The sequence below is a fragment of the Microbacterium sp. B19(2022) genome, from assembly GCF_012030385.1.
Taxonomy (GTDB): domain Bacteria; phylum Actinomycetota; class Actinomycetes; order Actinomycetales; family Microbacteriaceae; genus Microbacterium; species Microbacterium oxydans_B.
Genome location: NZ_JAAUVO010000016.1, coordinates 18,297 through 41,705 on the forward strand (window position 1 = coordinate 18,297; position 23,409 = coordinate 41,705).

At 67.0% G+C, this 23,409-nt stretch carries 15 protein-coding genes and 1 tRNA gene; 13 read left to right on the top strand and 3 right to left on the bottom strand.

Features of this window, described 5'->3' with window-relative positions:
- Positions 1-7: 7 nt before the first annotated feature.
- Positions 8-877, top strand: a complete 870-nt coding sequence (locus HCX50_RS14470; RefSeq protein ID WP_091035289.1) for a MurR/RpiR family transcriptional regulator — start codon at positions 8-10, stop codon at positions 875-877.
- 105 nt (positions 878-982) lie between these two features.
- Here HCX50_RS14470 and HCX50_RS14475 read toward each other — a convergent pair whose 3' ends face one another.
- Entirely contained in the window at positions 983-1,903 is a 921-nt protein-coding gene (locus HCX50_RS14475) for a PfkB family carbohydrate kinase (protein WP_167634836.1), read from the bottom strand.
- 163 nt (positions 1,904-2,066) lie between these two features.
- Between HCX50_RS14475 and HCX50_RS14480 the strand changes: the two genes are divergently transcribed.
- The 8 genes from HCX50_RS14480 to HCX50_RS14515 all read left to right on the top strand — a co-directional run bounded on the left by HCX50_RS14480 (position 2,067) and on the right by HCX50_RS14515 (position 16,598).
- Positions 2,067-3,740, top strand: a complete 1,674-nt coding sequence (locus HCX50_RS14480; RefSeq protein WP_167634837.1) for an ABC transporter substrate-binding protein — start codon at positions 2,067-2,069, stop codon at positions 3,738-3,740.
- Positions 3,741-3,830: 90 nt separating this feature from the next.
- The gene (locus tag HCX50_RS14485; protein ID WP_091035281.1) at positions 3,831-4,835 is read left to right on the top strand and encodes an ABC transporter permease; all 1,005 of its coding nucleotides are present in this window, start codon (positions 3,831-3,833) and stop codon (positions 4,833-4,835) included.
- 34 nt (positions 4,836-4,869) lie between these two features.
- Entirely contained in the window at positions 4,870-5,835 is a 966-nt protein-coding gene (locus HCX50_RS14490) for an ABC transporter permease (protein WP_167634838.1), read from the top strand.
- A complete protein-coding gene (locus HCX50_RS14495) occupies positions 5,832-7,538 on the top strand; it encodes an ABC transporter ATP-binding protein (RefSeq protein WP_205829248.1) in 1,707 nt (568 codons plus the stop codon). The genes HCX50_RS14490 and HCX50_RS14495 overlap by 4 nt, the downstream gene beginning before the upstream one ends.
- A 232-nt stretch (positions 7,539-7,770) precedes the next feature.
- Positions 7,771-11,274 carry a DNA-directed RNA polymerase subunit beta gene (gene rpoB, locus HCX50_RS14500; RefSeq protein WP_091035268.1) on the top strand — a complete coding sequence of 1,168 codons (3,504 nt, stop codon included), beginning with the start codon at positions 7,771-7,773 and terminating at the stop codon, positions 11,272-11,274.
- Positions 11,275-11,354: 80 nt separating this feature from the next.
- Positions 11,355-15,230, top strand: coding sequence for a DNA-directed RNA polymerase subunit beta' (gene rpoC, locus HCX50_RS14505; RefSeq protein ID WP_029261838.1), 3,876 nt, complete (start codon positions 11,355-11,357; stop codon positions 15,228-15,230).
- A 267-nt stretch (positions 15,231-15,497) separates the two neighbouring features.
- Positions 15,498-16,427, top strand: a complete 930-nt coding sequence (locus HCX50_RS14510) for a PfkB family carbohydrate kinase (protein ID WP_091035258.1) — start codon at positions 15,498-15,500, stop codon at positions 16,425-16,427.
- An 86-nt stretch (positions 16,428-16,513) separates the two neighbouring features.
- A tRNA-Tyr gene (locus HCX50_RS14515) sits at positions 16,514-16,598 on the top strand.
- 157 nt (positions 16,599-16,755) lie between these two features.
- Here the strand turns inward: HCX50_RS14515 and HCX50_RS14520 are convergent.
- Positions 16,756-17,238 (bottom strand): hypothetical protein, encoded by a 483-nt coding sequence (locus HCX50_RS14520; protein ID WP_091035254.1) that lies wholly within the window; start codon positions 17,236-17,238, stop codon positions 16,756-16,758.
- A 235-nt stretch (positions 17,239-17,473) separates the two neighbouring features.
- Between HCX50_RS14520 and HCX50_RS14525 the strand changes: the two genes are divergently transcribed.
- The gene (locus HCX50_RS14525; protein ID WP_167634839.1) at positions 17,474-17,947 is read left to right on the top strand and encodes a heme-binding protein; all 474 of its coding nucleotides are present in this window, start codon (positions 17,474-17,476) and stop codon (positions 17,945-17,947) included.
- Between the two features lie 93 nt (positions 17,948-18,040).
- Here HCX50_RS14525 and HCX50_RS14530 read toward each other — a convergent pair whose 3' ends face one another.
- Positions 18,041-18,514: a hypothetical protein gene (locus HCX50_RS14530; RefSeq protein WP_167634840.1), complete on the bottom strand. Its 474-nt coding sequence runs from the start codon at positions 18,512-18,514 to the stop codon at positions 18,041-18,043.
- 309 nt (positions 18,515-18,823) lie between these two features.
- Between HCX50_RS14530 and HCX50_RS14535 the strand changes: the two genes are divergently transcribed.
- The 3 genes from HCX50_RS14535 (at position 18,824) to HCX50_RS14545 (ending at position 23,407) form a co-directional block, all read left to right on the top strand.
- On the top strand, positions 18,824-19,564 hold the full coding sequence (locus HCX50_RS14535) for a hypothetical protein (protein WP_167634841.1): 741 nt from the start codon (positions 18,824-18,826) through the stop codon (positions 19,562-19,564).
- Positions 19,561-21,423, top strand: coding sequence for a VaFE repeat-containing surface-anchored protein (locus HCX50_RS14540; protein WP_167634842.1), 1,863 nt, complete (start codon positions 19,561-19,563; stop codon positions 21,421-21,423). The genes HCX50_RS14535 and HCX50_RS14540 overlap by 4 nt, the downstream gene beginning before the upstream one ends.
- Before the next feature lie 178 nt (positions 21,424-21,601).
- Complete coding sequence (locus HCX50_RS14545; protein WP_167634843.1) at positions 21,602-23,407, top strand: sigma-70 family RNA polymerase sigma factor; 1,806 nt, start codon at positions 21,602-21,604, stop codon at positions 23,405-23,407.
- Positions 23,408-23,409 lie beyond the last annotated feature (2 nt).

Below are 23,409 nucleotides of genomic sequence, written 5' to 3' on the forward strand. Positions count from 1 at the left end.
TCACTCCATGGACGATGACGTTCTGGCACGTGTACGGCGCTCGCTCCCGAAGCTGAGCGCGGCAGAAGCGCGTGTCGCGGAGACGATCCTCGGGGACCCCACGCTCGTCGTCGACCTGGCGATCAACGATCTCGCCCAGCTCTGTCGCACCTCGCTGTCGACGGTGGCCCGCTTCTCCCAGTCGCTGGGATACAGCGGCTACCGGGAGCTGCGCGTGGCGGTCGCGCGTGCGATCACACTCGCCCAGGCGCAGCAGGCGCGGTTCGGTCTGGACACGACGGCCATCGATCCGGACGACGGACCGATGGCCATCGCCGCCAAGCTCGCCGCGCAGGAGATCGATGCGATCGAGAAGACCGCGCTCGCTCTCGATGCGGTTGCCCTCGACCGGGTCGCCCGTGCGGTGGTCGATGCCCGGCACGTCGACCTCTTCGGACAGGCGGCGTCATCGCTGACCGCGCAGGATCTGCTGCTGAAGCTGTCGCGCATCGGGTGCTCCGTCTCGCATTCGTCTGACCCGCATCTCGCGACGACGACGGCTGCGCTGCGGACGGCGGACGACGTCGCGATCGCGTTCTCGCACGGCGGTGAGACCGCAGAGACCCTGCGGGCGCTCGAGGTCGCCCGAGACGCCGGTGCGCTGGCTGTCGCGGTCACCAGCGTCGCGGAATCCTCCCTGGCACTCGCGGCGGATGTCGTGTTGCTCACCCACGCGCACGAGTCGCCGTTCCGGATGGCGGCGATGTCGAGCCGCATCGCCCAACTCGCTCTGGTCGACGTGCTGTTCGTGCGCGTCGTGCAGCACCGCGGCGAACCGGTCGCCGTGTCGTTGCAGCGCACCCACGACGCGGTTCCGGCGCGCCGTCGCCGCAGCTGACCCCGTCCCCGTCTCCCCGCGTGGGGAGGCGTCCTCCGTGTCGGGCGGAGAAACCCGGGGCAGAGTTCCGCCCTACGGCGAGTTCTCCGCCCCACGGCGTGCGGCTCAGTCGACGTGGTCGCGGGTGCTGAGGAGCGCGCGGGTCGCGATGCGGTGCCCGCGGGCGACGCTCCCGGTGAGAGACAACCCCGTCAGCACTCCGGCGAGGAAACCCGCGGCGAAGGCATCTCCCGCACCGATGGTCTCCACGACCGGGGCATCGAGCGCATCGCTCTCGGCACGCTCTTCGCCGTCGAAGGCGACGGCCCCGCTGGCGTCGGTGACCGCCAGGTATCGGGGCTGGGGGAACAGCGCGCGCAGTTCTCGAGGATCACTGGTCCCGAACACGGCCTCGGCATCGGGGCGCGTGCAGAACACGATGTCGGCGCGGCGGGCGAAGTCGGACACGATCTCCCTGCCCTCCGCCTCGCGGCCACGCCACAGCGCGGGGCGCCAGTTGAGGTCGAAGCTGACGAGCCGGCCAGGACGACGCTCGGCATACAGCGCCTCCTGGGCGGCGAGCGCGGATGCCGAGATGGCGGGCGTGATCCCCGAGGTGTGCACGAGCGCGGCTTCGGCGAGCAGGGCGGATGCTACCGGCGCGACCAGCGTCTCGGGCGACATCGCGGCCGCGGCGGAGCCCGCGCGGTAGTAGTGCATCGTCCCCTCGACAGCGCCGTCAGCTCGGGCGACGAGCTCTTTCACGTAGAGCCCCGTCGGGGTGTCGTCGTCGACCTCCACGGCCGCATCGTCGACGCCGTGTGCGCGCAACTCTGCAGTGAGGAAGCGGCCGAAACCGTCATCGCCGACCCGGGAAAGCACAGCCGTGTGGATGCCGGCCGACGCCAGAGCGATGGCGGTGTTCCACTCCGCTCCGGCCAGGGAACGGTGAAAGGTGCGGCAGTCCTCCAGCGGTCCGGCGGTGGCGGCGACGAGGGCGACCATGCCCTCGCCGAAGCAGATGGCGAGCGGGGTGGAGTCGGACACGGTCTGGACACTACCCGATCGGCACGGCCGACGCCGATACCGGATTGCAACGTGGAACCGTTTGGCATCTGAGGATCCGCTGGGTACGGTCTAGTCATCACCGTCCCCGAGGCGAAGAAGCCTCGGGACGCGCAATGAAGCGCCCGACAGGGAAGGTCACACAATGCACCAATCAGTCAAGCGTCGGCGAGGACTCATCGCCGTAACCGGAGCCACGATCGCCGCGATCGCCCTCGCAGGGTGCGTCGCCAGTGAGCGAGGCGACGACGGCGCAGAACCCGCAGGGGATGTCGACGGGACGTTCGTCTTCGCGGCCTCGTCCGACCCGGCCAGCCTCGATCCCGCCTTCGCGCAGGACGGCGAGAGCTTCCGCGTCTCGCGGCAGATCTTCGAGGGTCTGGTGGGCACCAAGCCCGGCACGGCAGACCCGGCACCGCTCCTCGCCGAAGAGTGGGAGTCGTCCGACGACGGCATGTCGCACACCTTCACGCTGAAGGAGGACGTGACCTTCCAGGACGGCACCCCGTTCAACGCCGAGGCCGTCTGCGTCAACTTTGACCGCTGGTTCAACTGGACCGGTCTCGCCGCCTCTGAGGCGTTCGGCTACTACTACAACAAGCTGTTCAAGGGCTACGCCGCCAACGCGGCCGATGCCGTGTACAAGTCGTGCACCCCCGATGGCGACTACTCGGTCACGATCGAGCTGAACAAGCCGTTCGCCGGCTTCATCCCGTCGCTCTCGCTGCCGTCGTTCGCGATGCAGAGCCCGTCGGCGCTGCAGGAGTTCGGTGCGGACGAGGTCGCCGGCTCCGCCGAGGCCCCGCAGCTGTCGGAGTACGCCATGGGACACCCGGTCGGCACCGGCCCGTACCAGTTCGACGAGTGGGCACCGGGCGAGCAGGTCACGCTCAAGGCCTACGACGACTACTGGGGCGAGGCGGGGCAGATCGACGAGATCATCTTCCGCACGATCGACGACCCGACCGCCCGCCGCCAGGCGCTCGAGTCCGGCTCGATCGACGGCTACGACCTGGTCGGCCCCGCCGACACCAAGGCGCTCGACGACGACGGCTTCACGATGGTGTCGCGTCCGCCGTTCACGATCCTCTACCTGGCGTTCAACCAGGCGATCCCGGAGCTGCAGGACCCGAAGGTCCGTGAGGCGCTGTCGTACGCGGTCGACAAGGACGCGCTCATCACCCAGGTGCTCCCTGAGGGCACCGAGAAGGCGACGCAGTTCGTGCCGGAGGTCGTCAACGGGTACAACCCCGATGTCACGACCTACGACTACGACCCCGAGAAGGCCAAGGACCTGCTGGCCGAGGCCGGCTATAACGAGGCCAACCCGTTGAAGCTCACCTTCAACTACCCGGTCAACGTCTCGCGTCCGTACATGCCGGACCCCGAGCAGATCTACACGGTGCTGTCGTCGCAGCTCGCCGAGGTCGGCGTCGAGACCACCCCGGTCTCGGAGGAGTGGGTCGAGTACCTCGACCGCACCACCGGCACCGCGGAACACGGCATCCACCTGCTCGGCTGGACCGGCGACTACAACGACACCGACAACTTCGTCGGCGTCTTCTTCGGACAGAAGAGCTCCGAGTGGGGCTTCGACAACCCCGAGCTGTTCCAGAAGCTGACCGAGGCCCGCGGCGTCTCCAGCCTCGAGGAGCAGACGCCGCTGTACGAGGAGATCAACGAGATGGTCGCCGAGTTCATCCCCGGCGTCCCGCTCGCGCACCCGGCGCCGACGCTGGCGTTCGATCCCCGCGTGAAGAGCTATCCGGCCAGCCCGGTGAACGACGAGGTCTTCACGGACATCGTCCTCACCAAGTAGTCGGCCTGACCACCTGATATGCCGAGTCCCGGTCCCGCACACATCCGCGGGACCGGGGCACGGCGTACCTTCTGATCGACGGAGATCTTCGTGCTGCGCACCATCGGCAGGCGACTGCTGTTCCTCATTCCCACTCTGTTCGGGCTCAGCATCCTGCTGTTCGCCTGGGTCAGAGCCCTTCCCGGCGGCCCCGCGGTCGCCCTACTCGGCGAGAAGGCCACACCGGAGGCCGTCGCCAGGGTCAACGAGCTCTACGGCTTCGACGAACCCCTCATCCAGCAGTACTTCACCTGGATCGGGCGACTCCTCCAGGGCGACTTCGGAACGTCCATCCAGACGAACCGCCCCGTCGTCGAGGAGTTCATGCGCCGCTTCCCGGCGACGCTCGAGCTGAGCGTCATGGCGCTGATCTTCGCGATCGGCGTCGGCATCCCGCTCGGATACTGGGCTGCCCGCCGTCACGGCAAGCTCACCGACCACGCGTCGGTGGTGCTGAGCCTGATCGGTATCACCATCCCGGTGTTCTTCCTGGCGTTCATCCTGAAGTACGTCTTCGCCGTGCAGCTCGGATGGCTGCCGTCGGACGGCCGTCAGGATCCGCGAATAGACGCCACCCATCCCACCGGGTTCTACGTGTGGGACGGCATCATCACGGGCGAGTTCGATGCTTCGTGGGATGCGATCCTGCATCTGATCCTCCCGGCGCTCGCGCTGGGCACGATCCCGCTCGCGATCATCGTCCGCATCACCAGGGCCAGCGTCCTGGAGGTGCAGAACGCGGACTACGTGCGCACCGGACGGGCGAAGGGCGTCGGATCCCCGACTCTGCGAAACCGCTTCATCCTGCGCAACGCCATGCTGCCGGTGATCACGACGATCGGCCTGCAGACCGGACTCCTGATCTCGGGCGCCGTGCTCACCGAGACCGTGTTCGCGTTCCCCGGCATCGGCTCGTTCCTCGCGAGGGCGATCTTCACGCGGGACTTCCCGGTGCTCCAGGGATTCATCATCTTCATCGCCATCGCGTACGCGCTGATCAACCTGGCGGTCGATGTCTCCTACAGCTTCATCGACCCGAGAGTGAGGGTGCAGTGATGTCCCTCGTCATCGTCCGAAAGGAGGCGGTCTCATGAGCATCGCGCTCCCACCCGCCCAGGGCCCATCGGCCGAGAGCGGCGGCAATATCGACACCGTCGCGATCGCCCAGGCCGACCTCAAGAAGGGCTCCGGCGGTTTCTGGCGGGATGTGTTCCGCCGGCTCCGTCGCAATCCGACCGCGTGGATCGGCGCGGTCATCGTGCTGCTGTTCCTCCTGGTCGCCGCTCTCGCTCCGTGGCTCGCCCCGTACCCGGAGACGGCGCTGCCCGGCGCGAAGTACATCACGCCGACCTACATCCCGGGTCCGGGTGAGGTGCCGGGGTTCCCGCTGGGACTCGACCGTTTCGGCGGCGACGTGCTGTCCAAGCTCATCTGGGGTGCGCAGGCCTCCCTCATGATCGGCGTCATCTCCACCGCCATGGGACTCGTCGGCGGCATGATCCTGGGGCTCCTGGCCGGCACGTTCGGCGGGTGGGTTGACACCCTGATCATGCGCGTCGTCGACATCATCCTCTCGGTACCGAACCTGCTGCTGGCGGTGTCGATCGCCGCGATCCTCGGGCAGACCCCGTTCGCGGTGATGATCGCGATCGGTGCTTCCCAGGTGCCCATCTTCGCCCGGCTGCTCCGTGCGTCGATGCTGCAGCAGCGGTCGAGCGACTACGTGCTCTCGGCGCAGACGCTCGGTCTCGGCCGCGGCAGCATCACGATGTCGCACGTGCTGCCGAACGCCATCGGCCCCGTGATCGTCCAGGGCACGTTGACGCTCGCGACGGCCGTGATCGATGCGGCCGCGCTGTCGTTCCTCGGTCTCGGCGGCGGCGGCCCCGCGACCGCCGAGTGGGGGCGCATGCTCACCTACGCGCAGGCCGAGCTCGCGATCGCCCCGTGGCTCGCGTTCCTCCCGGGTATCTGCATCGCCGTCACCGCGCTCGGCTTCACCCTGCTGGGCGAAGCGCTGCGTGAGGCGATGGACCCACGGACGAGGGCACGATGAACGCCCGCGACGAAGGCGCGATGCGCGCCGCGAAGGAGAATCAGATGTCCACCGAGCCGCTGCTGTCCGTCCAGGGGCTCGCCGTGGACTTCGCCACCATGGACGGCGTCGTGCACGCCGTCGAGGGCGTCGACCTCGAGATCCGACCCGGCGAGACCGTCGCGATCGTGGGCGAGTCCGGTTCGGGCAAGTCGACGACGGCCATGGCCATCATCGGGCTGCTCGCCGGGGGAGGGAAGGTCGCGTCGGGCAGCATCCGGCTCGACGGGAAGGAGATCTCCCACGCGCCGGAGCACGAGCTGCGCACGATCCGCGGTCGCGACATCGGCCTCGTGCCGCAGGACCCGATGTCGAACCTGAACCCGGTCGCGAAGATCGGCACGCAGGTGGCGGAGACACTGCTCGCGCACGGACTCGCCACGCGGCAGAACGTGCAGGCGAAGGTGGTCGAGGCGTTGACCGCCGCCGGCCTCCCCGATCCGGAGCGGCGCGCCAAGCAGTATCCGCACGAGTTCTCCGGCGGCATGCGTCAGCGCGCGCTGATCGCGATCGGGCTGGCGTGCAAGCCGCGGCTGCTGATCGCCGACGAGCCGACCAGTGCGCTCGACGTCACGGTACAGCAGACCATCCTCGACCAGATCGGCGCGATGACCCGCGAGCTGGGAACGGCCGTGCTGCTCATCACGCACGACCTGGGCCTCGCCGCCGAGCGGGCTGAGCGGGTGATCGTGATGCACCGGGGCAAGGTCGTCGAGCAGGGAGACGCGCGACAGATCCTCGAGGATCCGCAGCATGAGTACACGAAGTCGCTCGTGCAGGCGGCGCCATCGGTCGCTGTCGCCCGGCTGCAACCTCAGGCGTTCCAAGTAAAGGAACCGGTGGCCGGAGCAGACGCCTCCAGCGCGGCGGCTCCGGTCGACAACATCGTCGAGATCGAGAACCTCACCAAGGTGTACCCGGTGCGGGGGCGCGGCGAAGACTTCGTGGCCGTCGACGACGTGTCGCTGGTGATCCCGCGCGGGGAGACCGTGGCGATCGTGGGGGAGTCCGGCTCGGGCAAGACCACGACCGCGCGGATGCTGCTCAAGGTGATCGAGCCCACGAGCGGACTGATCCGCTATGAGGGCAAGGACATCGCGTCGCTGAGCAAGGCGGAGACGAAGGAGTTCCGGCAACAGGTGCAGCCGATCTTCCAGGATCCGTACTCGAGCCTGAACCCGATGTTCACGATCGAACGTCTGATCGCCGAGCCGCTCGACTTCTACAAGAGGGGGAGCAGCGCCGACCGGCGAAAGCGCGTCCGGCAGTTGCTCGACGACGTGGCGCTGCCGCAGTCGATGCTGCGCCGGTACCCGTCCGAGCTGTCCGGCGGGCAGCGGCAGCGTGTCGCGATCGCCCGGGCGCTCGCTCTGTCTCCGGATCTGATCGTGTGCGACGAGCCGGTATCGGCGCTGGACGTGCTGGTGCAGGACCAGATCCTGAAGCTGCTCGGCGACCTGCAGAGCGAGTACGGGCTGAGCTACCTCTTCATCTCGCACGACCTCGCGGTGGTGCGCCTCATCAGCGATTACGTGTGCGTGATGAAGGACGGGAAGCTCGTCGAGGCGGCGACCTCGGAGGAGATCTTCACCAACCCGCGCGACCCGTACACGCGGCGTCTGTTGGCGTCGATCCCGGGCAACGAGCTGAACATCGCGTCCTGACATCGCCGGGTCGGCCGAGCGCCGACCCGGCGATCGGATGCTCATACCGCAGCATCCGAGATTGGTCAAGGATTGAGGTTGCCATGTCGCACAATCGTGCGTATAGTTGGTAGTTGCGCTCGCTTCTCCCTGCCCTCATATGGTGGTCGGCATCTGTTGAGTTCCCGGGCGCACACTCCACCTGACGACAAAGGAATCGAGAAGCCCTGCGGGGCTCACGGAGGTTATTCCCTTGGCTGCTGCTCGCAACGCATCCACATCCACCACCACCAAGAACGGACGCGGAGCTTCCCGTCTTTCGTTCGCCAAGATCTCCGACACGCTGACTGTCCCAGACCTTCTTGCCCTGCAGACCGAGTCCTTCGGTTGGCTGGTCGGAAACGACGCCTGGAAGGCGCGCGTCGCCGAGGCCAAGAAGCAGGGTCGGACCGACGTCAACGAGAACAGCGGTCTCGGCGAGATCTTCGAGGAGATCTCTCCGATCGAGGACCTCGGCGAAACGATGCAGCTGTCGTTCACGAACCCGTACCTCGAGCCGGAGAAGTACTCGATCGAGGAGTGCAAGGAGCGTGGCAAGACCTACGCCGCTCCGCTGTACGTCGAGGCCGAGTTCATGAACCACCTCACGGGTGAGATCAAGACCCAGACGGTCTTCATGGGCGACTTCCCGCTGCAGACCGACAAGGGCACGTTCATCATCAACGGCTCCGAGCGCGTCGTCGTCTCGCAGCTCGTGCGCTCGCCGGGTGTCTACTTCGACAAGACCCCTGACAAGACGTCCGATAAGGACATCGTGTCGGCTCGCGTCATCCCGAGCCGTGGTGCATGGCTCGAGTTCGAGATCGACAAGCGCGACCAGGTCGGCGTGCGCGTCGACCGCAAGCGCAAGCAGTCGGTCACGGTCTTCCTCAAGGCGCTGGGCATGACCAGCGAGGAGATCCTCGCCGAGTTCGCCGGCTACACCTCGATCGAGGAGACGCTCGCGAAGGACACGATCGTCACGAAGGAAGATGCGCTCCGCGACATCTACCGCAAGCTCCGTCCGGGCGAGCAGGTGGCCGCCGAGGCTGCCCGCGCGCTGCTGGACAACTTCTACTTCAACCCGAAGCGCTACGACCTGGCCAAGGTCGGTCGCTACAAGATCAACCACAAGCTGGGCCTGGACCAGCCGCTGAACTCGTCGGTGCTCACCGTCGAAGACATCGTGGCCACGATCAAGTACCTCGTCCGTCTGCACGCCGGCACCGAGGAGACCTTCTCGGGCATCCGCGGTGGCAAGAAGGCCGAGATCCGTCTCGCGACCGACGACATCGACAACTTCGGCAACCGTCGCATCCGCGCGGTCGGCGAGCTGATCCAGAACCAGGTCCGCACCGGTCTGTCCCGCATGGAGCGCGTCGTCCGCGAGCGCATGACCACGCAGGACATCGAGGCCATCACGCCGCAGACCCTGATCAACGTGCGCCCCGTCGTCGCCGCGATCAAGGAGTTCTTCGGAACGTCGCAGCTGTCGCAGTTCATGGACCAGAACAACCCGCTCGCGGGTCTGACGAACAAGCGTCGTCTCTCCGCGCTCGGCCCCGGTGGTCTCTCGCGTGACCGCGCCGGCGTCGAGGTCCGTGACGTCCACCCGTCGCACTACGGCCGCATGTGCCCCATCGAGACGCCGGAAGGCCCGAACATCGGTCTGATCGGTGCTCTCGCGACGTTCGCGCGCATCAACTCGTTCGGTTTCATCGAGACCCCGTACCGCAAGGTCACCGGTGGCGTCGTCACCGATCAGATCGACTACCTGACGGCTTCCGAAGAGGTCGACTTCAACATCGCGCAGGCCAACGCCCCGCTCGATGCCAAGGGTCGCTTCATCGAGAGCCACGTCCTGGCCCGCCCCAAGGGCGGCAGCGGCGAGGTCGACATGTTCCTTCCGGAAGACATCGGCTACATCGACGTCTCCCCGCGCCAGATGGTGTCGGTCGCGACCTCGCTCGTGCCCTTCCTCGAGCACGACGACGCACAGCGCGCCCTCATGGGTGCCAACATGCAGCGTCAGGCTGTGCCGCTGCTCCGCAGCGACTCGCCGCTCGTCGGAACCGGTATGGAGGGCTACACGGCCATCGACGCCGGTGACGTGCTCACCGCCGACAAGGCCGGAGTCGTCTCCGAGGTCTCCGCGGACCGCGTCGTCGTCATGCTCGACGAGGGTGGAACGCAGGAGTACCACCTGCGCAAGTTCGACCGCTCGAACCAGGGCACGTCGTACAACCAGAAGGTCGTCGTCAACGAGGGCGACCGGGTCGAGGTCGGAGAGGTCGTCGCTGACGGTCCCGCCACCGAGAACGGTGAGCTGGCCCTCGGAAAGAACCTCCTCGTCGCGTTCATGACGTGGGAAGGCTACAACTTCGAGGACGCGATCATCCTGAGCCAGGACCTGGTGAAGGACGACACCCTCTCCTCGATCCACATCGAGGAGTACGAGGTCGATGCCCGCGACACCAAGCTCGGCAAGGAGGAGATCACCCGTGACCTCCCCAACGTCAGCCCGGAGCTGCTGAAGGACCTCGACGAGCGCGGCATCATCCGCATCGGCGCCGAGGTCCGCCCCGGCGACATCCTCGTCGGCAAGGTCACGCCGAAGGGCGAGACCGAGCTGTCGGCCGAGGAGCGCCTGCTCCGCGCGATCTTCAACGAGAAGAGCCGCGAGGTCCGCGACACGTCCCTGAAGGTGCCTCACGGCGAGCAGGGCACGATCATCGCCGTCAAGGAGTTCAACGCCGAGGACGGCGACGACGAGCTCGGCTCCGGCGTGAACCGCCGCGTCGTGGTCTACATCGCCCAGAAGCGCAAGATCACCGAGGGTGACAAGCTCGCCGGCCGTCACGGCAACAAGGGTGTCATCGCGAAGATCCTCCCGATCGAGGACATGCCGTTCATGGCAGACGGTACCCCGGTCGACATCGTGCTGAACCCGCTCGGTATCCCGGGTCGAATGAACTTCGGTCAGGTCCTGGAGACCCACCTCGGGTGGATCGCCAAGCAGGGCTGGAAGGTCGAGGGCACCCCGGAGTGGGCGTCTCGTCTGCCGGAGCAGGCCTTCGAGGCGGCTCCCGGTACGAAGGTCGCCACCCCGGTGTTCGACGGTGCGAGCGAGGAGGAGATCGCCGGTCTCCTCGACGTGACCACCCCGACCCGCGACGGCGTGCGCCTGATCGACTCCACCGGAAAGGCCCAGATGTTCGACGGCCGCTCGGGTGAGCCGTTCCCGGCTCCGATCTCGGTCGGCTACATGTACATCCTGAAGCTGCACCACCTGGTCGACGACAAGATCCACGCACGTTCCACGGGTCCCTACTCGATGATCACCCAGCAGCCGCTCGGTGGTAAGGCGCAGTTCGGTGGACAGCGCTTCGGTGAGATGGAGGTGTGGGCCCTCGAGGCCTACGGCGCCGCATACGCGCTCCAGGAGCTCCTCACGATCAAGTCCGACGACATCCTCGGCCGCGTCAAGGTGTACGAGGCGATCGTCAAGGGCGAGAACATCCAGGAGCCCGGCATCCCCGAGTCCTTCAAGGTGCTCATGAAGGAGATGCAGTCGCTCTGCCTGAACGTCGAGGTCCTCTCGGCTGACGGCACGCTGGTCAACCTCCGCGACACCGACGATGAGGCGTTCCGCGCCGCAGAAGAACTCGGTATCAACATCTCCAGCCGCTTCGAGGCCGCCTCGATCGACGAGATCTAATCCGCTGGTGTGCTCGGGAGCCCCGCTCCCGAGCACACCACAGCAGACTTCTCAAAAAGAATTCCGACACAGGAGAATCAGTGCTCGAGTCAAACACTTTCGATGAGCTTCGCATCGGCCTGGCCACTGCGGACCACATCCGCGCGTGGTCGTACGGTGAGGTCAAGAAGCCCGAAACCATCAACTACCGCACCCTGAAGCCGGAGAAGGATGGTCTCTTCGGAGAGCAGATCTTCGGCCCGTCCCGCGACTGGGAGTGCGCCTGCGGCAAGTACAAGCGTGTCCGCTTCAAGGGCATCGTCTGCGAGCGCTGCGGCGTGGAGGTCACCAAGAGCTCCGTCCGTCGTGAGCGCATGGGTCACATCGAGCTCGCCGCTCCCGTCACCCACATCTGGTACTTCAAGGGTGTGCCCTCGCGTCTCGGCTACCTGCTCGACATGGCGCCGAAGGACCTCGAGAAGGTCATCTACTTCGCCGCCTACATGGTCATCTCGGTCGACGAGGATGCTCGTCACCGCGACCTGGGCACGCAGGAGAACAACATCCGTCTCGAGCTGAAGACGCTCGGCGACCGCCGTGACTCCAAGATCGCGGAGCGCCTGGCCAAGCTGGAGGAGGAGCTCGCTGCTCTCGAGGCAGAGGGCGCCAAGGCCGACGCCAAGAAGAAGGTGAAGGACGCCGCCGAGAAGGAGATGTCCCTCATCCGCAAGGGTGCCGACGAGCAGATCGCCAAGCTCGAGCGTGTGTGGGAAGACTTCCGCACACTCGAGGTCGGTGCACTGCGCCCGGAGGACGACGTCTTCCACGAGCTGCAGGACCGCTTCGGTCAGTACTTCGAGGCCTACATGGGCGCCGAGTCGATCCAGCGTCGCCTCGCGGCGTTCGACCTGGTCGCCGAGGCGGAGAACCTGCGTCTGCAGATCTCCGAGGGCAAGGGCCAGCGCAAGATCCGTGCGATCAAGCGCCTCAAGGTCGTCAGCTCGTTCCTCGAGACCGGCATGAGCCCGGCCGCGATGGTCCTCGACGTCGTTCCGGTGATCCCGCCGGAGCTGCGCCCGATGGTCCAGCTCGACGGTGGCCGTTTCGCCACCTCCGACCTGAACGACCTGTACCGCCGCGTCATCAACCGCAACAACCGTCTTCGTCGTCTGATCGACCTCGGTGCCCCCGAGATCATCGTCAACAACGAGAAGCGCATGCTGCAGGAGGCCGTCGACGCACTGTTCGACAACGGCCGTCGCGGTCGTCCCGTCACCGGTACCGGAAACCGTGCCCTGAAGTCCCTCAGCGACATGCTGAAGGGTAAGCAGGGTCGCTTCCGTCAGAACCTGCTCGGCAAGCGTGTCGACTACTCCGGCCGTTCGGTCATCATCGTCGGCCCGCAGCTGAAGCTGCACCAGTGTGGTCTGCCCAAGCAGATGGCTCTGGAGCTCTTCAAGCCGTTCGTCATCAAGCGTCTGATCGACCTCGGTCACTCGCAGAACATCAAGGCCGCCAAGCGCGCGGTCGAGCGCACCCGTCCCGAGGTCTGGGACGTGCTCGAGGAGATCATCCGTGAGCGTCCGGTTCTGCTGAACCGTGCACCCACGCTGCACCGCCTCGGCATCCAGGCGTTCGAGCCGCAGCTCGTCGAGGGCAAGGCCATCCAGCTGCACCCGCTCGTCTGCGCGGCGTTCAACGCCGACTTCGACGGTGACCAGATGGCTGTGCACCTGCCGCTGTCGGTCGAGGCTCAGGCCGAGGCCCGCGTGCTGATGCTCGCGTCGAACAACATCCTGAAGCCGTCCGACGGACGCCCGGTCACCCTGCCTTCGCAGGACATGATCATCGGTCTGCACCACCTGACCACGGTCAAGGAGGGCGCAGCCGGTGAGGGCCGTGCATTCGGTTCGGTGGGCGAGGCGATCCTGGCCAAGGACGAGGGCACCCTCGACCTGCAGGCGAAGATCCGCATCCGCATCCCGGGTCTGACCTTCCTCGAGGGCGAAGCTCCCGAGGGCTACGAGCGCCACGGTCTCGTGGACGCCTCGCTGGGTCAGGCGATCTTCAACGACACGCTGCCCAAGGGCTACCCGTTCGTCCGCGAGCAGGCTGACAAGAACAAGCTGTCGCAGATCGTCAACAAGCTGGCCGAGGAGTACCCCAAGGTCGAGACCGCTGCATCGCTGGACCGCATCAAGGACGCCGGCTTCTACTGGGCCACGCGCTCCGGTGTGACCGTCGCCCTGAGCGACATCCTCACCCCGCCGAACAAGGCGGAGATCGTCGCCGGCTACGAGAAGCAGGCCGCGAAGGTCCAGTCGCAGTACGAGAAGGGTCTGACGACCGACTCCGAGCGTCGCCAGGAACTCATCAAGATCTGGACCGAGGCGACCGACGAGGTCCAGGCCGCGATGAAGGCGAACTTCCCGGAGGACAACACCATCAACCGCATGGTGTCCTCGGGCGCCCGTGGTAACTGGCTGCAGATCCGGAACATCGCCGGTATGCGTGGTCTGGTGAACAACCCCAAGGGTGAGATCATCCCGCGTCCGATCATCTCCTCGTACCGCGAGGGTCTGTCGGTTGCGGAGTACTTCATCGCGACGCACGGTACCCGTAAGGGTCTGGCCGACACCGCTCTGCGTACCGCCGACTCGGGTTACCTGACCCGTCGTCTGGTGGATGTCTCGCAGGACGTCATCATCCGCGAAGAGGACTGTGGCACGTCGAAGGGCCTCGAGCTCCCGATCGCCGCTCCGAACTCGCAGGGCGAGCTGGTGCGCGACGCGAACGTCGAGAACTCGGTGTTCGCTCGTACCCTGGCCTCCGACGTGGTCGACAGCAAGGGCGAGGTCCTCGCCTCTGCCGGCGACGACGTGGGTGACGTGCTCATCGACAAGCTGGTCGCTCTGGGCGTCGAGACCATCAAGGTGCGCTCGGTCCTGACCTGCGACTCCGCCGTCGGTGTCTGCGCGCAGTGCTACGGCCGTTCGCTCGCGACGGGTAAGACCGTCGACATCGGCGAGGCCGTCGGCATCATCGCGGCCCAGTCGATCGGTGAGCCCGGTACCCAGCTGACGATGCGTACCTTCCACACGGGTGGTTCGGCATCGGCGGATGACATCACGCAGGGTCTTCCCCGTGTGCAGGAGCTCTTCGAGGCGCGTACCCCCAAGGGCGCGTCGCCGATCGCCGAGGCCGATGGCCGCATCGCGATCGACGAGACCGACAAGGGCAAGAAGGTCATCCTCACGCCCGACAGCGGCGAAGAGCCGGTCATCTACCCGGTGCTGAAGCGTGCGACGCTTCTCGTCGAGGACGGGCAGCACGTCACGGTCGGTCAGCCGATCCTGGTGGGCACGCTCGACCCCAAGGAGATCATGCGCGTCATGGGTGCTCGCGAGGTGCAGCGTTACCTCGTCGGCGGCGTCCAGGGCGTGTACCGCTCGCAGGGTGTGCCGATCCACGACAAGCACATCGAGGTCATCGTCCGTCAGATGCTCCGCAAGGTCACGGTCGTCGATCACGCCGACACGAACCTGCTGCCGGGTGAGATGGTCGACCTCAAGCGCTACCAGTCGATCAACCGCGAGACCGTGGCAGAGGGCAAGCGCCCCGCGTCGGGCCGTCCGGAGCTGATGGGTATCACGAAGGCGTCGCTCGCGACCGAGTCGTGGCTGTCGGCCGCCTCCTTCCAGGAGACGACCCGCGTGCTCACCGAGGCTGCGATGCAGGGCAAGCGTGACCCGCTGGTCGGTCTCAAGGAGAACGTCATCATCGGTAAGCTCATCCCCGCCGGAACCGGTCTCTCGAAGTACCGCGACGTCACGGTCGAGGCCACCGAGGAAGCCAAGAGCGAGCGCTACCCGAACCGGATCTTCGCATCCGACGGTGCGTACGCTGACGGCGACTTTGGCTACGTCGACTTCGACGCGTTCTCGACGGACGACATCACCCCCGGTACTTACAACTGATTGAGGCGAGAGCTGGCGAGCTTGCTCGTCCGGCCGAGCCGATTGAAGTTGTCGAGCGACGAAGTCGCGACACAACTGAGTACTGAGTGATTGAGGAAGGCCCCGGGGTTCGCCCCGGGGCCTTCTTCGTACCCTCGATGATCTGGCCGGTCCAGCCGAGTGCACGGCTTGCTGCCGAGCGCACGGCGTGTTCGCGCGGATAAGCCGTGCACTCGCCACGAAGCCGTGCACTCGGCGAGGGGGAAGCGGGGGCGATAGTGTCGGCGGGTGAGCAACGAGACGCCTTCCGCCCGGTCCGTGGTCGTCATCGGCGATGCCTTGATCGACGAGATCCACGATGCCGCGGGGGTGCGTGAACTGGTCGGCGGGGCCGCGTTGAACGTCGCTGTGGGCCTGCGTCGACTGGGGATCGAGACCACCCTGATCGCCATGGTGGGCGACGATGAGGCCGGCGCACACATCCGCGAGTACCTCTCCGACCAGGGGGTGCGTCTGATCGCGAGCGAGGCTCCACTCGGCTCGTCGCGGGCGATCGTGCGACGGGCGGCGAACGGCGAGCCGGAGTACGTGTTCAACGAGGCGGCCCGGCAGCGCAGCATCCGGTATTCGGACGAAGCGCGAGCGGCGATCGCGGATGCCGGGCTCGTCGCGATCAGCTGCTTCCCCTTCGACGTGCCGACAGAGGTGGAGTCGCTGGTCGATGCTCTTGCCGATGCCCGTGTCGCCGTGGATCCGAATCCGCGCCTCGGGATGCTGCGCGATCGCGTCGAGTTCGTGCGCGGGTTCGAGCGACTCGCTGCGTCGGCAGTCATCGTCAAGGTCGGCGCCGACGACGCGGCGGTTCTCTACGACGGCGATCTCGATGCTCTGCGCCGCCGGCTTCGCGAGATCGGTGCCGCTGCGGTGCTGGCGACCGCGGGTGCCGATGGCGCCACGCTCGACACGGAAGCGGGCATTGTGTCCGCGCCGATCACCACGCTCGCGGGTGACGTGATCGACACGGTGGGCGCGGGAGATGCGACGCTCGCAGCTGTTGCTGAAGGGCTGGTGTCCAACTCGCCGACTGCGCTGGGGGAGTGGCGGGTGCTCCTTCTCCGCGCCATGGATATCGCGGCCGCGACGTGTCGCGCGGAGGGCGGACTGTTGCGCACTCCGGAGTCGTTGGCAGACGCCCAGCGCGGGGTCTGGGGCAGCTGACGGTTCGATTTCTTCGACCCGCCTCGGGCAGGTATGCTTGTCTTTCGTGCCCCCGGTTGGCTGTTCAAGTCGGACGGGTGCGCTCTGGCGAGTTACCCAAGCGGCCAAAGGGATCTGACTGTAAATCAGACTGCTCAGCATTCGGGGGTTCGAATCCCTCACTCGCCACCATCTTGCAGTGCTCTCGGATCTCTCGGGTGATGTTCTTGTAACTCACCCAGACAGAGATGCCGAAGAAGAGCCGCCGGGATTCTCGGCGGCTCTTCTGCTTTTTCTGGCGTCGCGCAAACGGCTCGACAAGGCCGTTCTTGGCTCGGTCCGCGCTACGTCAACCGCGTCGGCTCTCGACTTCCGCCACGGGACGCACGTCCACCCGATCCCTGTCCCGCACCGGCCGAACTGCGTGCACGGCCAACAGCACAAGCAACGGCATGAGGTGGAAGGCCGCGAGCGTGGCGGCGTCGCGAGCGATGCCGTGGAAAGGATCACCGTCGTCCAAGGGGCCCGCGGAGGCTCCGTTCAAGAGCACGTATCCGAGGATGGAGATGGCGAGAGTGCCGACCGCGACGAGCGTGAGCGCGATGCTCCGTGTTCGCAGGGGAGTGTCCCGATTCTCGAATGCTCCACTCATGAAGAGCAGCGGAAGCGTGGCGAGCAACGTCACGGGGATGCTGCCCATCTGCAGGATCGCGAGCCAGTACAAGGCGGCCCCCACGGTGGGCGACGGCATGTTCAGCACGCTGCTGAGCTGCGCGCATGTTCCCCCGATCCACGAGGCGGCGATGACGCAGATCCAGACGATGGCGGGCATGAGATCGGCTCCTTATCCGTCGAGTCCTCAGGACTTAGGAGAATTGTTCCAGATGTTGTTGACGCAGCCCCAGCGGGTGGTCGGCCGCTTTCGCGGTCATCAGAGCGAAGATGAAGGCGGGTGAGGCAGCCTCGGCCTGACGGGGTTGTGCGGTCTCCGAGCCCGCGTCGAAGTGCTCTGCATTCGGTCGGCGCCCGCTACAGTCTGAGGCGAACCCCTACGAGAGGCAGCACCGATGGCCGATGAAGCAAGGCTCGCCCAGCTCGAGAAGGAACATCTCGAACTCGTCCTGCGGCGGTTCGATCGCAAAGACGCATGGGAGCTCGGACGTGCCATCGCAGAACGGGCACTCGCAGCTGGTCATCCGGTCGCCGTCGACGTGCGCACCTCGTCAGGGATCCTGTTCCACGCGTCGCTGCCGGGCGCGACCGCCGATAACGACTCCTGGGTGCAGAAGAAGGCCGCGACTGCCCTCCGCTTCGACACCAGCACCGCGCTGCTGGAAGCGCGAATCGAGAACGGCGGGCGCGACATGCACGAACCGGGGTGGCTCGATCCGGCCGAATACGCCGTCGCCGGCGGTGCTGTCCCCATCCGCGTGGAGGGTGTGGGCGTCGTCGCGGTTGTGACGATGTCGGGGTTGCCGTCTGCACAGGACCACGACAACGTCGTCGACGGCATCCGCGGGCTCGGACTCCTCGCGGAATAACGCCTCCGGCCCCGCTGCCGGTCAATGCTCGGGCGGCGTGACGCAGAGATGGTCGGCCGGCATCGGCGGGCCGACCATCTCCTCTTGATCGGATCAGCGCAGCTTGACGTCGATCGTCTCGGTGAACGGGTCGATGTCGATGTTGGTCGTGATCGCGTAGCCGGAACCGGACGCACCCGTGGGGCGGAACTGGATGCGGATGTTGGTGATGTCGTTCGCGGTGATGATGCCCGTGATCGAGCCGTCGGCGTTGGTCGTGACCACGATGCCGATGGCGTTGGTGAGCACCAGGGTGACGCCGGGCTGCGGAACGATCGTGACGTTGGTGCCGGCGGGGAGCAGGGCGAGGTTCCCGTCCGCGTCGCTGCCCTCCACCGTGAAGTTGGTGACGTTGCCGCTGACGACGCTCACGGTCGCGCCGGTCGCCCAGAACGTGGCGGGCGGCGCCGTGGTGGATGCCGCGGCCAGCGGAGTGGCGACCGCCACAGCGACGACCGGCACCGACCACGCTGCGCCCTTGACGAGCGTTCGGCGCGAGAGGCCCTGAGTGTCGAGTTCTTCCTGCATGTTCGTTCCTTATCCGGCTCAGACGAGCCCTCTGTTTCGTGGGCTCTCTGTCGTCCCTCGGTAAGGAGTCGAAGCGCAGGCGGACGTGACGCGAGGAGGCCATATAAGGGGGTCCGCGTCGCTCTCTCGGCCATTCCGAAACTTTTTCCTCGGCATCGCGTCACTTTCGGGGACCGCCGGACTCCTTCCAGGTGTATCGACGCACAGGCGTCCACACCGGAGGCATCGGCGTCCAATCGAGGGGATTCGGAACAGATGAATGAGAACGAGGTAGCAGTCGCAGGGCGTGGCCTGTCGCGAAGGACGATCGTGAAGGGTGCAGCATGGTCGCTGCCCGTGATCGCCGCCGCCGTGGCAACACCCCTGGCGGCCGCGTCGACGGCGAACTGCACGGCGACGGTCAACACGAGCACCGCCACGTACTCGCGGCTGAGCGCCACTTCGGCCGTGTTCACGTGGACCGACATCTTCGGCGACGGCAAGGACTTCACGCTCACGCTCAACGCCGTGCCCAACGGGGCGGCCAACATGACCATCAACACGACGAACAACCTCGTTCTGGATTCCAGCACGCAGGGCAATGAGTCGCTGCCCAGCGTGCGGTTGTCGCTCGACACCGTGAACCTCAACAACATCGGCGGAGGCGAGCGGGTGACATTCAGCTTCGCCCTGGATGGCGCGCCCACCATCGTCGAGAACTTGACGTACAAGATCAAGGACATCGACGGCTTCCAGGCAGTCGATGCCCTCGGCGGCGCAGAGCGCGTCTACCTTTCGGCGGGGGCCGGGACCGGCGTCTACAACTCCGACTGGATCCGCGGACAGGGGACGGCCGCCAACCCGTGGCGGCCGTTCACCGGCGCCCCGAACGTCGAGGTCATTCCCACCAACACGGGAGGCAATATCGCGGTCACCGCAGCGACGGTCGGTGCATTCGACCTCACCTTCGTCGCCAACAACTCGGGTCGTGCCGGCACGGATCGGCCGAACCAGAACATCTGGGTGGGCCCGTTCAGCTTCACCGCGGTGAACCCCGCCTGCCTCGCATGATGCCGTCGACTCGGTCGGCGGGATGGGTCGCAGGGGCGATGCTCGTCCTCGGTGCGCTCATCGCACCCGCGGGCGTCAGCGCCGCAGCAGCCGCAGAGGTTGCCCCGGGGGACTCCGTCTACATCGGCAGCAAGGAAGGCTACAGCGGTACGGGGGTCTTCCCGATCTGGTCTGAGGGGATCCCGAGCGGGGACCCTGACCTGTGGGCGTACTGCCTCGAGAACCAGGTGACGGCGCAGACGGGCCGGGTAGGCACTGTCGGCGACGGCGGTGACTTCCTCGGCAGCAATTACTTCGTGGATCCTGCCGTGCAGGGGAAGGTGCTGTGGGTGCTCGCCCACAGCTATCCCGCGGTGAGCCTCGCAGATCTCGCAGCGGCGGCCGGGGTCGCGCAGATCTCGCGGAACGATGCGATCGAGGCCACACAGTATGCGATCTGGCGGTACACCGACCTGACGTTCGATGCCGCGTGGCCATGGGAGACGCCGGACTCGGAGGCCGCGTACTGGTACCTCGTGAACGGCGCAAACGCGAGTCCAGGGCTGACCCCGGAGGATCTCGAGGTCACGGCCACTGTGACGGCGCCGGATGCGGCGCAGGTCGCGGGGACCCTGATCGGGCCGTTCGTCGTGAACACCAACCGGGCCTCGGCCTCCGTCTCCGTCGACCCCGCCGTGGCGGTCACCGACGTGAACGGAGCGGCAGTGGCCCTCGACGCGGTCGTCGACGGTCAGGAACTCTATCTGGACCTGCGCGCTTCGACGGCAGCGGGCAGCGCGACCGTCCGTGTCACGGCCGAGGGATCGAGCAGCACCGGCATGGTGGTCTCGGTACCGAACGTGCCGGGTGGGACGCCCACTGCGGAGGACCACGCGCAGTCGATCATCCTGGTGGCGCCCGAGGCGACGCAGACGACGGGGGAGGCCACTGTGGAATGGGCCGCTCAGCCCGGTGCCGCGGAGCCGGTGATCGGCACGTCGCTGGTCGACGCCGCCGACGGCGACCGGGTGCTGGGATGGAACGGGGGAACGGTGATCGATACCGTCGCCTACCAGAACCTGATTCCGGGCACCGTGTACACGGTCTCGGGTGAGCTGATGCGCAAGTCCGACGGTCAGCCGACCGGCATCACGGGGTCGACGACGTTCACTCCGACGACCGCGAACGGCTCTGTGGGCGTGACTCTCGTCGTACCGGAGGGCTTCGCCGGAGACGTGCTCGTGGCCTTCGAGGAGCTCTTCGAAGGTCCGGAGGCCTCCGGCGACCCGGTGGCGGAGCACAAGGACATCGACGACTCCGCGCAGACGGTCACGGTGGCGCCGGCCCCGGAAGCGCCGGCGCCGTTCATCGGGACCTCGCTGGTCGACGCCGCTGACCAGGACCACGTTCTGGCTGCAGGCGGCGGGACGCTCATCGACACGATCGCCTACCGCAATCTCACGCCGGGTACCGAGTACACGGTCACGGGCGTGCTGATGGACAAGGCGAACAACGAGTCGACGGGCATCACGGGATCGACCACGTTCACGCCGACGACTGCGGACGGCTCGGTCGAGGTGTCGTTCCGCGTCACGGGGGAGTTCGCCGGCACGGTGCTGGTGGCATTCGAGAGGCTCTTCGTCGGCCCAGATGTCACCGGCGACCCTGTCGCGGTGCACACCGACATCGATGACGCGGCGCAGACGGTCGCGGTCGACGCGGCGGGTTCCGGTGTTCCCACGACACCGGCTCCGGGCGGGGAGGGAAACCTCGCGGTCACCGGTGCCCCGGCGCCGATCGCGAGCGTCGCTGCCGCAGTGCTCGCTGTTCTGACCGGTGCGGTTCTGATGCTGGCGAGGCGACGCAGGCTCGACGCCTGACCGGTTCTCCGACAGGACAGGGCCGCGGATATCTCCACTCCGCGGCCCTGTCCGCTGCCGCTAGTATGAGCGCAGCGCCGTCGTTGAACACGTGTTCAAATGTGGATCGATCGCGTGGGTCTGCCCGCGGTCAACTGCTCGTCGCAGATGTGCGGGCGTTCTTTCTGGAGGGGAAGACGTGGAAGATTCTCGCGGCGATGCCGAACTCCTCCGTGCGCTTCGCGACGGCGATCAGGCGGCGTATGCCGTGCTGTGGGAGCGGCACATCGGCGCGGCTCTTCGGTACGCGCACCGACTCTTCCCATCGCGGGCCGAAGATCTCGCCTCCGAGGCGCTCCTGGCCATCTACCAGCAGGTGACGACCACCGGCTCCGGGCCCGAGTTCGCGTTCCGGTCGTACCTCAAGGCGGTGATCCGCAACACCGCGATCCGGTGGCGCAAGGATGCCGACCACATCGACGACACGGTCGAGCCCGATCGGGCCGACTTCCGTGACGCGCTCAGCCTCGTCGAACGAGAGACGAACGCTCAGCAGTTCCTCGGGGCGTTCCAAGAGCTCCCCGAACGCTGGCAACGTGTGCTGTGGCTGACCGAGGTCGCTGATGTACCCCGCCCGGAGGTGGCGCGCGAGCTCGGCATCAAGCCCAACGCTGTCTCCGCCCTGCAACGCCGAGCCCGTTCCGGACTCAAGGTCCAGTGGCTCACGTCGCAGGTGCCGCTCGCGCTGAGAGACGACGAGGCTCACGTCGCCCGACTCCTCCCGCGACACCTCACCGAGCCGCTCGACGAGGCCGTGGCGCAGGAGGTGGCCGGGCACGTGTCGTCATGCGACGTGTGCGGCGAACTGCTCATCGGCCTTCGCAGCGACGCGCAGCGCCTGCATGGCGTCACCCTCTCCGCCGTCGGATTCGGCGCACTGGGAGTCATCCTGCCGTCCACCGGAGCATTCGCTCCCGGCACCGCGGTGGCGGCCGCGGTCATCGCCACCGGCGCAGGCGCGGGTCTTGCGAGCCTTCTGGCCGGCGGCCTGGGTGTGCTCACCGCCGGCACCTTGATACTCGGATCCTTCCTGCTCCCCGGAGCCGCGCCGGCAGCATCCACGCCCGCCGCCGAGGGCGACAAGACGTGGAGCGTGGCGCGGTCCGTTCCTCACGTCGGAGTGCCGGCACCCGTCGTCGGAGCACCCGACGGGACGGCCACGCCCGCGCCATCCGCGCCCCCGTCGCCTCCCCGAACCGGACGCTGGAACTCCGACCCGGCGATCGACTCCATCGACCTCGTCAACGATCCGGATGCCCCGGGGCCGCTCACCCCCACGAGGCCGGGAACGGCGCCCGGGACGACACCCGACCCGGGGGAGACTCCGGGCTCGGCCCTCGGGCCCGGTGTCACCAGCCCCACGGCATCCTCCGGCTATCTCGCTCCGGTGGTGGCGGGCACCGCCACGCCAGGGTCGGCTGTCGCGATCGAGGTCGCCGGCCAGCGCTACACCCCGGCGGTCGCTGCCGACGGGAAGTGGTCCTTCGACTCTCGTGCCCTGGAGCTCGCCGCCGGCACGTACGACTATCGGGCCTGGGCGTTCGATGCCGCCGGCCAGTCCCCGGCTACGACGGGCAGCTTCACGGTCCGTCCCATCGTCATCGAAGGCTTCGAGAACATCGTCGGCACCGAGGACATGCAGGTGGAGGAAGCGAGGACCACGGGTGTGGTGATCGCCGCCACCGGCCCTGCGAACGGAACGATCTACGTCACCACCATGCAGGGGCACTCGGCGATCATCCCTCTCGACGACACCGGGCACGCGGTGAAGCGGCTGCGGATGAACTCTCGCGGCTGGTACTGGTTCACGTTCCGAGCCATGGACGCGGAGGGATTCATCGGGCCGATGGACGAACATCCGCTCGACGTCTACGACCCCGACATCGTCTTCGACCCCTGGGGGCCGGGGCCGGAGGAGATGACGTTCGAACTCGTCGACCCCTGACG

Excerpts from the sequence above, each read along its gene's own strand:
- HCX50_RS14530 (WP_167634840.1), bottom strand. The coding sequence starts at position 18,514 with ATGCAGGAAGAACTCGACACTCAGGGCCTCTCGCGCCGAACGCTCGTC.
- HCX50_RS14470 (WP_091035289.1), top strand. The coding sequence starts at position 8 with ATGGACGATGACGTTCTGGCACGTGTACGGCGCTCGCTCCCGAAGCTG.
- HCX50_RS14540 (WP_167634842.1), top strand. The coding sequence starts at position 19,561 with ATGATGCCGTCGACTCGGTCGGCGGGATGGGTCGCAGGGGCGATGCTC.
- HCX50_RS14525 (WP_167634839.1), top strand. The coding sequence starts at position 17,474 with ATGGCCGATGAAGCAAGGCTCGCCCAGCTCGAGAAGGAACATCTCGAA.
- HCX50_RS14495 (WP_205829248.1), top strand. The coding sequence starts at position 5,832 with ATGAACGCCCGCGACGAAGGCGCGATGCGCGCCGCGAAGGAGAATCAG.
- HCX50_RS14490 (WP_167634838.1), top strand. The coding sequence starts at position 4,870 with ATGAGCATCGCGCTCCCACCCGCCCAGGGCCCATCGGCCGAGAGCGGC.
- HCX50_RS14480 (WP_167634837.1), top strand. The coding sequence starts at position 2,067 with ATGCACCAATCAGTCAAGCGTCGGCGAGGACTCATCGCCGTAACCGGA.
- HCX50_RS14520 (WP_091035254.1), bottom strand. The coding sequence starts at position 17,238 with ATGCCCGCCATCGTCTGGATCTGCGTCATCGCCGCCTCGTGGATCGGG.